The 15,527-nt window shown below is 47.0% G+C and carries 13 protein-coding genes and 1 riboswitch; of the genes, 3 read left to right on the forward strand and 10 right to left on the reverse strand.

The features are described 5' to 3' along the window. From CBX96_RS08780 to CBX96_RS08825, 10 genes are all read right to left on the reverse strand, one after another. Positions 1-711 carry a YjbF family lipoprotein gene (locus CBX96_RS08780; protein ID WP_109286422.1) on the reverse strand — a complete coding sequence of 237 codons (711 nt, stop codon included), beginning with the start codon at positions 709-711 and terminating at the stop codon, positions 1-3. A 148-nt stretch (positions 712-859) separates the two neighbouring features. Further along, on the reverse strand, positions 860-1,102 hold the full coding sequence (locus tag CBX96_RS08785; protein ID WP_109286423.1) for a hypothetical protein: 243 nt from the start codon (positions 1,100-1,102) through the stop codon (positions 860-862). 272 nt (positions 1,103-1,374) lie between these two features. Further along, positions 1,375-2,499, reverse strand: a complete 1,125-nt coding sequence (locus CBX96_RS08790; RefSeq protein WP_011622128.1) for a patatin-like phospholipase family protein — start codon at positions 2,497-2,499, stop codon at positions 1,375-1,377. A gap of 264 nt (positions 2,500-2,763) precedes the next feature. Beyond that, complete coding sequence (locus CBX96_RS08795; RefSeq protein WP_109286424.1) at positions 2,764-4,476, reverse strand: proline--tRNA ligase; 1,713 nt, start codon at positions 4,474-4,476, stop codon at positions 2,764-2,766. A 170-nt stretch (positions 4,477-4,646) separates the two neighbouring features. Beyond that, entirely contained in the window at positions 4,647-5,276 is a 630-nt protein-coding gene (locus tag CBX96_RS08800; protein WP_109286425.1) for a DapH/DapD/GlmU-related protein, read from the reverse strand. Beyond that, the gene (gene tsaA, locus CBX96_RS08805; protein WP_109286426.1) at positions 5,277-6,011 is read right to left on the reverse strand and encodes a tRNA (N6-threonylcarbamoyladenosine(37)-N6)-methyltransferase TrmO; all 735 of its coding nucleotides are present in this window, start codon (positions 6,009-6,011) and stop codon (positions 5,277-5,279) included. A 94-nt stretch (positions 6,012-6,105) separates the two neighbouring features. Continuing rightward, complete coding sequence (gene rcsF / locus CBX96_RS08810) at positions 6,106-6,486, reverse strand: Rcs stress response system protein RcsF (protein ID WP_109286427.1); 381 nt, start codon at positions 6,484-6,486, stop codon at positions 6,106-6,108. A 77-nt stretch (positions 6,487-6,563) separates the two neighbouring features. Beyond that, complete coding sequence (locus tag CBX96_RS08815) at positions 6,564-7,853, reverse strand: amidohydrolase (RefSeq protein ID WP_109286428.1); 1,290 nt, start codon at positions 7,851-7,853, stop codon at positions 6,564-6,566. Continuing rightward, positions 7,853-10,927: an amidohydrolase family protein gene (locus CBX96_RS08820; protein WP_109286429.1), complete on the reverse strand. Its 3,075-nt coding sequence runs from the start codon at positions 10,925-10,927 to the stop codon at positions 7,853-7,855. The genes CBX96_RS08815 and CBX96_RS08820 overlap by 1 nt, the downstream gene beginning before the upstream one ends. A gap of 201 nt (positions 10,928-11,128) precedes the next feature. Next, complete coding sequence (locus CBX96_RS08825) at positions 11,129-11,521, reverse strand: H-NS family nucleoid-associated regulatory protein (RefSeq protein ID WP_011622135.1); 393 nt, start codon at positions 11,519-11,521, stop codon at positions 11,129-11,131. Positions 11,522-11,831: 310 nt separating this feature from the next. On the opposite strand from CBX96_RS08825, the gene CBX96_RS08830 reads away from it, so the two are divergent. From CBX96_RS08830 to CBX96_RS08840, 3 genes are all read left to right on the forward strand, one after another. Then, the gene (locus CBX96_RS08830; RefSeq protein WP_011716473.1) at positions 11,832-12,581 is read left to right on the forward strand and encodes an electron transfer flavoprotein subunit beta/FixA family protein; all 750 of its coding nucleotides are present in this window, start codon (positions 11,832-11,834) and stop codon (positions 12,579-12,581) included. Continuing rightward, on the forward strand, positions 12,582-13,508 hold the full coding sequence (locus CBX96_RS08835; protein WP_011622137.1) for an electron transfer flavoprotein subunit alpha/FixB family protein: 927 nt from the start codon (positions 12,582-12,584) through the stop codon (positions 13,506-13,508). Between the two features lie 95 nt (positions 13,509-13,603). After that, positions 13,604-13,800, forward strand: a riboswitch (Lysine riboswitch). Between the two features lie 79 nt (positions 13,801-13,879). Further along, the gene (locus CBX96_RS08840; protein WP_109286430.1) at positions 13,880-15,448 is read left to right on the forward strand and encodes a Na+/H+ antiporter NhaC family protein; all 1,569 of its coding nucleotides are present in this window, start codon (positions 13,880-13,882) and stop codon (positions 15,446-15,448) included. The last annotated feature ends 79 nt before the right edge of the window (positions 15,449-15,527 follow it).

Raw genomic sequence — 15,527 nt, forward strand, 5'->3', positions numbered from 1 at the left:
CTAAGCTGCAAATGGTCTAAGTAAGGTGATGTCGATAAATGGCAAATTAGGTGCAATCTTTTGACGGCTCTTTATTACCTTGCCGTCATGCGGATCTAGCCAAAACTCATTTTGGTATTTGATATTAAGAGATTCTACTGAAACGTTTTCGATATAGTGTAACGTCTGGGTTGAAGTACCATTAACTTGAATATTACCTTCGGCGATAAGGTTAAATTCAGATCTGACTTCGTAGCCGTAATGATAGCCAGGTTGCCAATCAATAGTTCGAGTCCACGTCTTGGGGGTAGAGTCTAAGTGAAGTCCTAATAACAAAGGATCAGGCTTGCTACTCTCTAGCGCGGCTAAATTACCAGTGAGCAGATTATAAGTTCTCACTAAACGACCATTTACTGTGATTAACATACCTTTATCTGCAGATAACCATTTTAATTCTAAAGCATTGGGCTCAGATGCTGCTGATGATAGATTTACTTTATCCTCAGCAAAACCCAACACCATAAATGCCTGAGGAGTGTCTTCAATTTTTGCATAGATACTAGCATAAGGAACAGCAGATACTTGTTCAGGAGTGAGTTCTACATCTTTATTCCCAAAGAAAGCGAGTTCAACCGTATCGTTTAATGCGCTAATTCGTTGACTACAGCCGGAGAGTCCAATGCACACCGCAGAGAAGGCGATAAGGGGGAAGATTGTTTTATATATACGCATCCGAGTTGCTTATTCTTAATTGTAATAGGTAACCAATGTAAATATATGATTAATGGATTTCAAGTTACATTGAACAATCTCAGTTAATCAATGCCTTAAAAAAAACAACCGCCAAAAGGCGGTTGTTAAATTATAAGCACCTAATTCATTAGTTAGATGAAGTAGAGGTAGTGCTTGTGCCAGGGTTGGTGATTGGGTTGCCATCAGAACCGTTAGCAGCAATAAGAATACCAGCGGTAACTGCACCAACAGCGATAGCACCAGCAGTGATACCACCTACTGCATTTTGGTCAGCATCAACACCTGCAGCAGGTGCTGCGTCAGTTGCGTGAGCAACAACTGAACTTAACATTGAAATAGCAGCAATAAGTGCTAATGAAGTTTTTTTCATCGTGATTCCCTTTTAGAAAAAATTAACCTAATTTTTAGCTAATCTAGTGCGGCATGATAGGTGATTCAACTGAAATGATCAATGTTAAATCCTTTCCACCTTTCAGGCTTAAGACTGATATACTGCTAAACTTCTGCTAAATAATCCTTAAATTTGAACGAATTTCACTCGGTTAGGTTAAGGAATTATACCAACGCTCCAGTTATACCACGGCAAGATAATGTGTTCAAATTGATTTATTTGGCGATTTATAACAAGCGCTAAGCCATACCTCATGCCAAATTAAAAAACGCTTTTATCTCATCCATTTGAGCCATGCCATCTTTATAGCCCAATTCAATCAATGCACTGGTGTAGGATTTCTCAAACAAGAGGTAGGACACAATACTCGAGTCTGACTGCCTGTCGATACCGATAAACCCCAGTAAGGTCTTAATTGCCCAAGGCATATCATCATAGAAACGGGCGGCGATTTTACTTAGGTCTTCACTGGGTTTTATCACTAAGGTTTGTATTGGATGTAATGACAGTTGAGTACGACTCTCTTCGGGAATGAGCGACAGTGTATGGTTAATTCGCTCTAGGCGCTCAAGATCGCTATTTAAGGTATCGGAAAAGATAGTATCCAGCAGATGACCCGCGATGGTCGCTGTCTTCGGATGATATTCTAGCTCCATCGGAAAATGCTTATGGGGACTGTCTAGGTTTATCACTAATAGTTTATTAGCCCCCAAATGAATGGGACTTGAAAGTGGCGCCAGCTGGTGGACTGAGCCGTCACCATAATAAGCTTGATTAAGTTTAATTGACGGAAACACCATGGGAATCGCCGAGCTTGCCAAAAGATGTTCGGTATTTAACATCCGCCGCTCACCGCTGCGTCTGGCGCGAGTCCAGTTTTCAATATCCCGCGAAGCTTGAAAAAACGTTACCGAGCGCGAGTTGTTATAGCAAGAGGTATCGACACTGAGCGCTGTCAATGCGCCGTTGCGGATATTGCGATCGATTCTTTTAAAATCGATGAGTTCATTCAGTAAATGCCGTAAAGGCTCGTTATCGAGCAGGCTGCCAGCGTCGGTATTCACCTTATCATCCTGCAGGCCTTTGAGTGCCATCTTGGCTAAATGACTTAACACGCCGGGGATGGAGGCGCGATATACCTTTCTGGTTTCAAAATGGCGCCAAACCCACTCGAGTTTTTTGACGCCTAAGTGAAAGCAGGAGGCGTGGGTGGCAATGGAGGTGCCATTAATTGCGCCCGCAGAGGTGCCACAAATGATTTTGAATGGCACGCCATGGTTGCGCGGATAAAGCTGGACCAGTGCTTTTAACACTCCCACTTGATAGGCGGCCCGAGCGCCACCGCCACCGAGAACTAATGCTGTTGATGTTGGCAATCTTATGACTCAACGACTTGTTATTATGATTTTATTAAAGCAATGCCTTATCTAAAAAAGCAAGTCTGAACAGTTATCTCAATGACATTTCTTTAGTTTGTCTTGAGTGGGCTCGCAGAAGGGACAATCTGTTTTGGGGCGGGAATAAAAAACGCACTTGAGGGAGACTCAAGTGCGTTTGCATTTATATCGCGAGAATCTTATTTAAGCATCTGCTCAAACGGACTGTGTCGGCGCACTAAGTTCGGCGCAGTAAGCCTTCGCTTAAGCTTGCAGATTCTTTAAGAAATCGACGATTTGGTCGAATGGCACATCTTGCTTTTCACCGGTGCGGCGGTTTTTGTATTCAAATACGCCAGCGTCGATATTGCGATCGCCGATCACCACAGTGTGTGGAATACCAATCAGTTCCATATCCGCGAACATGACGCCTGGGCGCTCTTTACGGTCATCCAATAGCACATCGATACCCGCAGCATTCAAGTCTTTGTATAACTGCTCGGCGATATCGGTCACGCGGTGTGATTTGTGCATATTCATTGGCAGAATGCCTACACTGAATGGGGCAATGGCTTCTGGCCATACAATGCCGCGATCATCGAAGTTTTGCTCAATGGCTGCCGCCACGATACGGCTCACGCCCACACCGTAACAACCCATCAGCAGCACTTGTGATTTACCGTTCTCATCGAGAACAGTCGCATTCATCGATTTAGAATAGTTAGTACCGAGTTGGAAGATATGACCCACTTCGATACCACGCGCCATCGCGTAAGTGCCTAAACCATCGGGTGTTGGCTCGCCTTCAACCACGTTACGGATATCGGCTGCTTGTGCCAGTGGCAGATCGCGCTCCCAGTTGATGCCAAAGTAGTGTTTGTCATCTTGGTTAGCGCCAGCGGCGAAGTCGCTCATCACGCTAACACTGTGGTCGATGATGATAGGCATGTTCAGGCCGACAGGGCCTAATGAGCCAGGACCAGCGCCAATGGCGTCACGGATCAGGGCTTCTGGGGCAAATTCTAATGGTGATGCCACTAAATCTAACTTGTCAGCCTTGATTTCGTTCAGCTCGTGGTCGCCGCGTACAATCAGCGCTACCAGTGGGGCTTCTTCCGTCGCACCTTTCACAATCAAGGTTTTCACTGTTTTAGTGATATCTAAACCGAATTGCTCAACTAACTCTGCAATAGTTTTCGCATTTGGCGTATCGACTAAACGTAGTTCTTCAGTTGCCGCGCCACGCGCTTCGGTTGGAATTGGTGATTCGGCTTTCTCGATGTTAGCGGCATAGTCGCTGCCAGTAGAGTAGGCGATTAAGTCTTCACCGCTTTGCGCCAATACGTGGAACTCGTGTGACATGCTGCCACCGATAGAACCTGTGTCCGCTAAAACTGGGCGGAAGGCCAAGCCCATGCGCGACAGAATGTTGCTATAGGCTTGATACATGGCCTCATAGGTTTCATTCATGGTATCCACGTCCAGATGGAAAGAATACGCATCTTTCATCAGGAACTCGCGCGAACGCATTACGCCAAAGCGTGGGCGCACTTCGTCACGGAATTTGGTCTGGATTTGGTAAAGATTCAGCGGTAATTGCTTGTAAGAGCTAACTTCTTTACGGATTAAATCGGTGATCACTTCTTCGTGGGTCGGCCCTAGAACGAAGTCACGGTTATGGCGGTCTTTAAAACGCAGCAGCTCAGGACCAAATTTGTCCCAACGACCCGTTTCTACCCATAAATCAGCCGGTTGCACCATAGGCATAAGGATTTCAATCGCGCCTGCTTTGTTCATTTCTTCACGAACAATGGCTTCGACTTTACGCAATACACGCAGGCCCGTGGGCAAATAGCTGTATAGACCTGAAGCGTTACGGCGGATCATACCCGCACGTAGCATTAATTGATGGCTAATGACTTCTGCATTCGCAGGTGTTTCTTTTTGAGTAGAAAGTAGGTATTTGCTAACGCGCATTACCGATGTCCAAATTTGAGTTGAATGGGCGCCATTTTATCACCTGCTTCGATGATGTCACCTATGGATTGAGGTTAAATTCAATCAGCTGCAGACAAATGGCCGTTTTCATTTTACAAAGTATGCCGCATCGCCACAGAGGGCGATGCATACAGATAAAGCTAAGTGGATTATTTATCCCGCCTATCGCCAATCACTCGAGCGGGATTGCCGGCGACGATGGCCCATGCGGGAACATCTTTAGTGACAATACAGCCCATGCCAATTACGGCATGGTTTCCAATGGTGACACCATCGACTATCCCTGCCTGTGCGCCAATCCACACATCTTTACCTATCACTATGCCTTTAGAGTTTGAGGCTTGTTGATAAATGGGGGTATCGGGCGCCATGCCATGATTAAACGCATAAATAGTGACGTGGTTAGCAATGCGGGTTTGGGATCCAATCTGAATGCCAACTCGGCCGCCATCGAAGGAGCAGCCGTGATTGATGGCAACTTCATCACCGAGCGTGATAGGGCCGTGCAAAAAGCATTCAGCGGCAATCATGCAGCGATTACCGATTTTGATATCGCGATTGGGCTCGGCAAATAACTGTGCTTCGGGCGCAATAAAACAGTTTTCGCCAATGGTCACGGTTTCGAGGGCGCAAAGGTTGGCTTGTACTTCATCCTGCCAAGGTTTGGCCCAGAGTAAGTGTTTTTCCTTCAGTGAGAAATACAGCCAGGGCATCCAAGACAGACGCTTTTTATGTTGGCTTTGATAATCAGGTAAGGCCGTTGTGATTGGCGTCTGCATTTAGCCACATTTCCCCGGTTTGAGTTCTAATACCTGAATGTATTCCCGCTCATCCTCATCGACCGCCATCCGCCAAAAGATATCTAAATCATACAAAGCCACTTGATATAACTTAGGGTCATCTTTGGCTTTTTTATAGGCTGGGCGAGGGTCTTGCCCCAGCACGCCGTGGATGAGTACGGCTAAATCGGTATAGGCGTCCTGTTTACTGTAGGCATCAATCTGGGTTGCGGCGAGTTCGGAAAACACCACGCTGATAAGTTTTGGTGCTTCTTGCGCGATACCGCCGACGGCACCTTCAATCGAATCCGAGAACGGAATATAGGGCTTAATATCGATAATGGGCGTGCCATCGACAAGGTCCATGCCCGAAATCTCTAGGCACACTTTGCCTTTATGTTGCACCACCCCATGGAGTTTGACCACGGATTGACCTATGCCATTCGGGCGAAAGGTCGAGCGAGTCGCGAATACGCCGAGTTTTTCATTGCCGCCTAAACGGGGCGGGCGTACAGTCGTTTTCCACCCTTGGGCGAGATTCTCATGGAAACAAAACAACAACCAAAGGTGGGAATATTGCTCGATACCGCGCACGGCATCGAGATGATTGACATGGGGCTCCAGCTCAACATAACCGCGCGCCTCCACCAAACCGGGCTGCCGTGGAATGCCAAATTTTTGTTTATAGGGAGTACGGCAAGTGGCGACAGCGGTAATCTGGTTGGTAAATGTCATGCAAAAAATACCTAAAGCAAGGGCAACAACCCAAACGCAGATGGTCTAGGTTGTTAAGTACATCAATATTGGCGTGCAGTATACACGCGTTGAACTAGTCGGCAGAGGCCATTTTGATGGCTTGGCCAACGCAGAGGGCACGGCTGACGCAACCTTGGGCTGCTTCTTCCATCATCACGCATTGTTTGATGATGATGCCATTGGCGCCTTTATCGGCCGCTGCGCGGCGGGCTTCGGTTCGGGCTTCACTTAAGGAAGCGGGCACTGCATTCACATCGGCTTGGCAAGATTCACCCTGTACCAAACCTTTTAATTCGTAATGGCCATTAGGCAAACTATCGCCCTCAAACAGCGTGACATCTCCCGCCTTGAAGTAGTCATTAATCGCCTCGCCGTCCAAATTGCTGTTAAAACTGTAATCGCTGGCACAGGCGCTAAGCAGTAGCACTAATGCACTTGAGAGGATGATTTTCATGGTTTGACCTGAGATTAAGGGTAAATAAGCGCAGTCCAACGGACTGCGCGGTATCGAGCGATTTATCTGAGCAAATTCTAGCGCTTAAGATACTTTTGATAAAGCTGCTGGTGGCGATTATTCAGATCTATTTGCCGTCCTTCAATCCAGATCGCATCAATTTTGTTGCTCATGGGGTCGAGGATATCCCCGTCACTCAGCACAACACTGCCCTGATAACCGACGGCGATGGCCCCTAAATCGGCGATCCCCAGCAGTTTTGCTGCATCTAAGGTTACCGATTTTAATGCTTGCTCGGGCGTGACGCCGTAAGCGGCACTGTAGCCCGCGGCATAGGGGAGGTTACGACTGTTCCAATCCGATGAAAATCCAAGAGCATAGGGAATGCCCGCACTTGCCAGCAACGAAGGGATTTTAAAGGGCAAATCCACGGGTTCATCTATACGTTTGGGCAGACTCAGGGTGTGCGGATAAATCACACTGGCGTTCACTTCCCTTAAGCTTGACGCTAGTCGCCATGCATCATAACCACCGACAATCACCAATTTAAATTGATATTTTTTAGTTAGGGCAATGACTTGCTCAATTTGGCTGACGCTGTCCGCATGGGCAAAAAGCGTGGCCTTACCTTGGTACAGGGGCAACATGGCCTGCCAACGTAAATTGGTTTTCTTGGCCGAATCCTTTGCCTTATGGCTTAAAAAGTAGCGATAGCCATCCTCAAAGGCTGTGGTCAGTTTATCTATTGTCTGCTGATTTTTCTCAATGGCCTTAGCTTTTTCCTTTTCATCCTCTGGCATACGCTTGATTTGCGGCCAGTAAACATGGAATTGGCCTTCGCTTGGTTGCAGGGCGTCCTCAATCGTCCAAGCATCGAGATCCACGACCACAGATTGGCCCGCGAGTCCGTCGCCACTGGGGACGATTTGTGCGTGGGTGATGCCATTGTAACGAATGGTTGGCAGCAGCTCTGAATCCGGGTTGTAAGCCGTTGCCGCGCTAATTTGCGGATTAAAATCTCCGACTTCTGCATTATCGACTGTTGGACGTACCATCTCGATTTCGACTAAACCAAGACTGGTATCGAGTGCGATAAGGCCGGGGTATAAATGTTTGCCCGTGGCATCGATGATCTGCGCTTGGCCATCAGCCTCATTGGCGCTTAACTGTGGCCCTAGTGCGCTGATTTTACCGTTTTCAATCAACACATCGGTATTGGTTAAAACCCCTTGGCTGACCGTATGCACAGTGGCGTTTTTAATCAACACACCGTGAGTTTGTTTAGGCGTAGGGATGAGATTATGTGCCTGCACGGACAAGGTGATGGTCAGTGTCGACAGCAGCAAGGTTGTGGGTAAGTGCTTCATTATTTTGCTCCCTGATGATGTTGGCCCCAAGCCTGATAATGGGTATCGCAGTGCCATTGTGGTTCCTTAAGCGGAGTGACTTTCTCACCCGCCTTGGCATTATCATCACTACTGAGAATTTTTTGGATAAGGGCGGCGCGCTCTGCGACGACCTGCTGCTGGGCAAGCTGGTCTTGGTCGCGATCGAAGTAGCGTTTGCCTTCGACCCAGGCCTGGGTCACCTTGGCGTAAATCGACAGCGGCTCGGCGTTCCAAAGCACGATATCGGCCATTTTGCCAGGGGTGAGTGAGCCAACATACTCATCGACCCTGAGTTGTTTTGCCGGGTTGATGGTCACCATATTCCAAGCATCTTCTTTAGACATATTGCAATACATCATTGACTTAGCCGCTTCTTGGTTGAGTCTGCGCTGCATTTCGTAGTCGTCGGAGTTGATGCTGGTGAGCACGCCCTGTTTTTGCATTAGGCAGGCGTTTTGTGGAATTGCATCATAGACTTCAAATTTATAGGCCCACCAATCGGCAAAGGTCGAGGCGCCTGCGCCATGGGCGGCCAGTTCACTGGCAACCTTGTAACCTTCGAGTACGTGGGTAAAGGTTTGCACCTTAAAGTGATAGGCTTCGGCTAATCGCAGGAACATTAAGATTTCTGACTGCACGTAGGAGTGGATATGCACATCGCGCTGCTGCTTTAACACTTCGGCAACCGCCTGCAGGCGATAGCTTGGGCGCGGCGCAATGGTTTTCTTCTTCTCACTGCTGCGTAAGTCATCATAGTCCTTCAGCGCCTTCTCATAGGCGATTGCGGCATCGAAGGTTTCTTCAAATAAAGCTTTTACGCCCATGCGAGTCTGCGGGAAGCGCTGAACAAATTTCTCGCCCCAGTTACTCTGTTTGACGTTTTCGCCAAGGGCGAATTTGATACTGGCAGGGGCATTGGCAAATTTAAGCTGCTCAGCACTCTCACCCCATTTCATCTTTATTAACTGGGATTGGCCACCAATTGGGTTAGCGCTGCCATGGAGTAATTGTGCGCTGGTGACACCGCCCGCGAGTGCACGGTAGATGGAGATATCTTCGGAATTGATCACATCGCCAATCCGCACCTCAGAGGTGACTGCATCTGTACCTTCATTCGTGCCACCATTGATAGCAATATGGGAATGCTCATCGACGATACCCGCAGTTAAGTGCTTACCCGTGGCATCGAGAACTTGATAACCCGAAGGTGTGCTGAGTTGCTGACCGATTTTTTCAATTCGGCCATTGGCCATTAACAGATCCGCATGTTCCAAAATGCCCTGTTTATCCGAGGTCCACAGGGTGGCATTTTTAATATGGAGTTTTTCGGCTTTTGGCGCCTCGCTCAAACCATAGGCAACGTTAGGGTAGGTGAGTTGACTCACTAAAGTCGCTGCAGCCTCGGTTTTGGGCGTATCGGTAGGCTTTGTATTTAGACTCGAAGCGATAGCAATACCCGCCACATTAATACTGCGACTTTGGGCGTCCACCATACGGCCTTGAATGCCATCTTTAGCGAGCCAGAGGGTAAAACGGCTGATACCATGAATGCCCGCATCACTTAAATCGGCGTTAAAGCTTACGCGGCCGTCGTCTTCAAGCTGAAGATTGGTGAGTGTAATGCTCTTCTCACCACTACTCAGCTGACCTTGGAAGGCGGTTTTGCCCGCTTTGCCCGTTTCTTCAAGGCTTAGATCTAAGGTGAGATTATTCAGCGTGAGCTGATAATCGCCCAAGAGTTTGGCTTGTGGGAGTGAGCGAATGGACTGCTCTTCGCCTTGCAGCCAGACACTGTAAATCTGGCCATCTTTAAAGATATTGCCCTTAGTAATCACAAAGTCGGCCATATAGCCGGGGGCAAGTTTACCGGCGAAGTCGGCCGTACCCGCCATTTCGGCGGCTTGAGTTGTCAGCGCGGCGAGGGCATTGTCCTCACTCAGTCCCTGGGTGATGGCTTGACGTAGGCGAGGCCAAAATGCCTCGGTCTTAATGCCAAATTGGGTAAACGCAAAAGGGATGCCCGCATTAGCCACTGCAGCTGGGTTTGTGGGCGCGCGTTCCCATTGTCTGAGTTCTGCAAGGCTGACTTCACGATCGGCATCATCGGTACCCACATCCGATGCCTGCGGATAGTTGAGCGGCAGGATCAGAGGGTAATTCAGGGCCTTTAACTCATTGATACGCGCATATTCTTGGCCACTCGCGAGTAAGTTGGCGGGCTGTTTATGTTCTTTAAGCAGGTTAGCGGCGCGCAGCAGATCGTTGAGGTTTTTTGTTTCAAAGACGATTTGTTTCTCGGCTAAGTTATCTAAGCGTTCGAAGGCGATATTAAATTCAATTTGAGGATTTGCTGAACTATTAACCGATTTGTGCTTATTTTGGTTATACCAGTTAGCATCGGCAAAGGTATGTCGGATAAGTGCAATACTGCCCATCAGAGAATTGGGGTAGTCTTGTTCAGACGTACCTTTATCGAAGGCCATAAAAGGTTGGCTGCGAGCACGATAAATCACCTCATTAGCGGTTTTATCGGCTAATGAAAGGCTAACACCCGTACCGCGGAAAATACCGTCGAGTTTACTGCTTTGTACGCTGGTAAAGCCGTTATTGATCCAATCACGTGCGCGTTCTTTATTTGGGTAAACGTAATTAAACCATTCTTTTTCAGCGTGAATTGCGCCATTTTCGGCATTGCCACCGATACGTTTAATATCATATACCGGACGAGTCAGCCCCAATTTGGGATATTCAAACTCGATACCATAATCGGTAAAGGGATCGATAAAACCGGGATAGATAGTATAGCCACTGAGATCAACCTTTAATGCTGCCTCTGGAATATCCCCTTTTTCAATAATGGCTTTGATCCGATTATTTTCTACTAATAAGGTGGCATTTGTGAGTCGCTTCCCTGGCGCCATGATTAATTCAGCATTAGTGAAGGCCGTTAACTTATTGACGGGGGAGATGGGGTTGGCCTCGGCAAAAATGTTGTGGGATACCAAACTACTTATAATGCCGCAGCTTATTATTATCTTATTGTTTATCTGCATTTTTTATTCACTTAGACGGAGGGTGAATAAAGAGTAACCCAAAGCAGATGTAAATACTAAAGCTGAATTGTAACGCAATTTAAGCATTTGCTCGAATGCAATGACGGGGATTCATTCAGGCATAAAAAAGCTCGCAGGGCACGAGCTTTTTTATGTTACTCAGTGGTAATAGCAAACGGCTATTACAAACACTGTATTGGATTAGATTAAGAAATCATCCATAGAACGGCCTTTATTGACTTCGTTCTTAAATACCGTTGGCATACGACCTTGACCAGTCCACTGGATCACTTCGCCGTTAACTTCAATTTGGTATTTTGCTGGACGTGGAGCGCGTTTTTTACCTGCAGCTTTAACTGCTACGCCACCTAAGTCGTCGATTGATAAACCAACTGCTTCCATTTGTTGGCGGATTTCTTCGATTTTGGCATTACGCGCAGCAATAGCTTGCTGTTCTTCTGCCTCCATTGACTCACGCTCAACTAAAATTTTATCTAGCTTAGCCGCTAAATCACGCAGTTCTTCAACGCTGAGATCTTTTACCGCAGCTTTAAAACGACGACCGTGAGTTAATATCTCTAAAAATTCGCTCATATCTATTTTCGTCCCACTCTATTTTTATTACAGGATAATGGTGAACAACAGCTAAATGATAGAAACTAATATTGTTCGAATCAAATAAAATTATGCAATAAACAGAAATTAAATATTATTTAATTTTTGAACTTTTTAAATATGGCAGATAAGTGTTCAAAAATGTGGCCAATACCACAGTCTTAAAAAATGCAAACAGGCGTTTGAGTTTAGTTGACGTTAACGTTAACAGGACGTAAAGTGGCTCTATCCTGCATTGGTGATGACCAATGTTTTGTCCATGTACATGAAAGTGTAGGAAGGAAACCCTATGAAAGTATTGGTGCCTGTTAAGCGCGTAGTTGATGCCAATGTGAAGGTCAGGGTAAAAGCTGACAACACCAGCGTTGATACCGCAAACCTCAAAATGGCGTTGAACCCTTTTTGTGAAATTGCAGTAGAAGAAGCGGTTCGTTTAAAAGAAGCGGGCAGTGCTACTGAAGTAGTGGTCGTCAGTATCGGCAATAAAGCCGTTCAAGAACAATTACGTACCGCGTTAGCATTAGGTGCTGACCGTGCGATTCACATTGATACTGAAGAAGAGTTAACCCCAGTATCGATTGCCAAATTACTCAAAGCCGTACAAGAAAAAGAACAAGCGCAATTAGTGCTGTTTGGTAAGCAATCTATCGATGGCGATAATAACCAAACAGGTCAAATGTTTGCCGCATTAACGGATATGCCACAAGCAACTTTTGCTTCTGAAATCAAAGTAGAAGGCCATTCAGTGCAAGTGGCTCGCGAGATCGATGGCGGGATGCAAACCTTAAGTCTGCCATTGCCAGCCGTGGTGACAGCCGATTTACGTTTGAACGAACCTCGTTACGCTTCATTACCTAACATCATGAAAGCTAAACGTAAGCCATTAGATGTGCTCACTGTTGCGGATTTAGGTGTGACGCTAAAAGCCCATCAAACTGTGGTGAAGGTGACGCCGCCTGCCGAACGTAAAGCGGGTATCATGGTTGCGTCTGTAGCTGAGCTGGTTGAAAAGTTAAAGAATGAAGCGAAGGTGATCTAAATGGCCATTTTAGTATTAGCAGAACACGATAATGCGGCACTGAAACTGGATACCGCAAAGGTTGTCACCGCAGCGCGTGCAATTGGTGATGATGTACATGTATTGGTGGTTGGCCACCAATGTGGCGCCGTGGCGCAAGCTGCGCAAGCCCTACAAGGCGTCGCTCAAGTATTGGTCGCCGATAACAGCGCCTATGAAGCGCATTTAGCCGAAAACGTAGCTAAATTGCTGGTGGATTTAGCACCAAACTACAGCCATATCCTCGCTGCAGCATCGAGCGCTGGCAAAGATACGCTACCACGTGTGGCTGCCTTGTTAGACGTTGCGCAAATTTCTGAAGTGATTGGCGTAGTGAGCAGCGACACCTTTGTTCGCCCGATTTACGCAGGTAACGCTTTAGCGACAGTACAAAGCCATGACGCGATTAAAGTGATGACAGTCCGTGCCAGTGCCTTCGATGCGGCGGCGCAGGGCAACAGTGCTGCAGTTACCACCTTAGATAAAGTGTTTGAAGCCAAGACTCAGTTTGTGTCTCAATCATTGACCGTTTCTGCGCGTCCAGAGTTAGGTAATGCGGGCATTATCGTTTCTGGTGGCCGTGGTATGGGCAGCGGTGAAAACTTCGGTATGTTAGAGCAATTGGCGGACAAACTCGGTGCTGCTGTTGGGGCATCTCGCGCCGCGGTTGACGCAGGCTTTGTGCCTAACGATCTGCAAGTGGGGCAAACCGGGAAGATTGTGGCACCAAACCTCTACATCGCCGTGGGGATTTCGGGTGCGATTCAGCATTTAGCTGGGATGAAAGACGCTAAGGTGATTGTGGCAATAAACAAAGATCCTGAAGCGCCAATCTTCCAAGTGGCCGATTATGGTCTCGAAGCTGACCTGTTCGACGCCGTTCCAGAGTTGATTGCAACTCTAGGTTGATTTTATCTGTGATCTAAGTCAAAGTAAGCGGCTTTGCGGTGGCAACTGCTTAGCCGCTTATGTTTTTATGTGCCTCACGCCCGTGCAAGGGCGTTCTTAGAAGTAGAGGCGCACCAAATATCAGTAGTGATCAGTAGGGTGATTCCGTTGATCGTTCACGAAAGGATTTGGTGCCGAAGTGGTTTGATTTATCACGATCAACTGCTGGGGTTGTGCCGAATAGGTACAACACTGCCATAGTATTTTCTGATACGGATATTAGGAATAGTTACTATGGAGCGCTACTGATAGGACAGGTGATCTTGGGTATCTATTGCCTTTTCCCACCAGTTCAGTCGCCCTCCATTCGTATTTTGACGAAGAAATAATCAATGACTGTAGTAAGTTACGCCGATTCGGCACTTTCTCTGCTGCCGCCTGTGGTCGCAATTGTGTTGGCGATTTTCACTCGCCGCGTTCTCCTTTCCCTCGGTTTAGGTATTGTGATTGGGGTATTATTACTCAATCAATTTTCACCTGTGGCCAGCGGTGAGTTTTTAGTTAACAGTGTAAAAGGACTTTTTTGGTCAGAAGATGGCGTAAATTCTTGGAATTTATACATTCTCGGCTTTTTAATTGTATTAGGGATGATCACGGCATTAATTACCGTTAGTGGTAGTGCTAGGGCATTTGCCGATTGGGCGCGCCTGCATATTCGCAATAAACGCGATGCCAAATTACTGACCATGTTTTTAGGCTGTGTTGTCTTTATTGACGATTATTTCAATAGCTTAGTCGTGGGTTCTGTCGCAAGGCCCGTCACCGACCGTTATTATATTTCTCGCGCTAAGTTAGCCTATTTATTAGATTCAACGGCGGCGCCAGTTTGTGTTATTTCGCCGGTATCCAGTTGGGGCGCTTATATTATTGCGCTAATCGGCGGCATATTAACCGCCCACGGTTTTGCTGATTCTGGTCATTTGAGTGTGTTTATTCAAATGATCCCTATGAATTTCTACGCTATTTTCTCTTTATTATTACTACTTTGTGTTGCATTTATGGGCTTAGATATTGGCCCTATGCGTGAGCATGAATTAAATGCGCAGCGCGGTAATTTATATGATGAGAATAAAGGATTACCACCCGGGGCGAATGCCGATTTACCCGAAGCCGAAACGGGAAAAATCCTCGGTTTATTCTTACCTATTACCGTGCTGGTATTTGCGACCCTGTATTTTATGATCGACAGCGGTGCCCAGGTATTAGCGAAAGAAGGTATTGAATTTAATATTATTTCAGCTTTTGAAAAAACCGATGTGAGTTCATCACTGTTCTTTGGTGCCCTGATTGGTTTAGCAGTTGCGCTGGTACTTAACCTAGTGCAAGGCGTTGAAAAGTCGATGGTCGTCAAAGGCGTGGTGCAGGGCGCTCGCTCTATGCTGCCTGCGATTTACATCCTGTTATTTGCTTGGACCATTGCCGGCGTGATTGGCCAGCTTGAAACCGGTAAGTTTATGGCAAGCCTCGCCACAGGCAACATTCCCTTTGCCTTCTTACCTGCGTTGATGTTTGTGTTAGCGGGTCTAACGGCGTTTTCTACCGGCACCAGTTGGGGCACGTTCGGTATTATGCTACCGATTGCCGCGGATATGGCGATGGGCAGCCATACAGCCATGATGTTACCTATGCTGGCTTCGGTTTTGGCGGGCGCGGTATTTGGTGATCACTGCTCACCGATTTCGGATACTACGATTTTGTCGTCAACTGGCGCGAGCTGTCACCATATCGACCACGTTGTGACTCAGTTGCCTTACGCTGTGATTGTGGCGCTGATCAGTATGGTGGGTTATGTGGTGCTTGGCTTTACAGAATCGGTGAATGCGGGACTGCTGACTTGTGGCGTGCTGTTTGTCTTAAGCATTGTGTGGTTACGACTCAAATCCCAAAGTAACGCGAAATAAGCCTGACGTAAGCGAGCGCTTTATTCGCGAGTCTTCATTGTGAATTTACTGAACACTCAAAACAAATCAGCCAGCATTA

Origin of the sequence: Shewanella sp. BC20 (genome assembly GCF_003129585.1) — a bacterium.
GTDB classification, from domain to species: domain Bacteria; phylum Pseudomonadota; class Gammaproteobacteria; order Enterobacterales; family Shewanellaceae; genus Shewanella; species Shewanella seohaensis.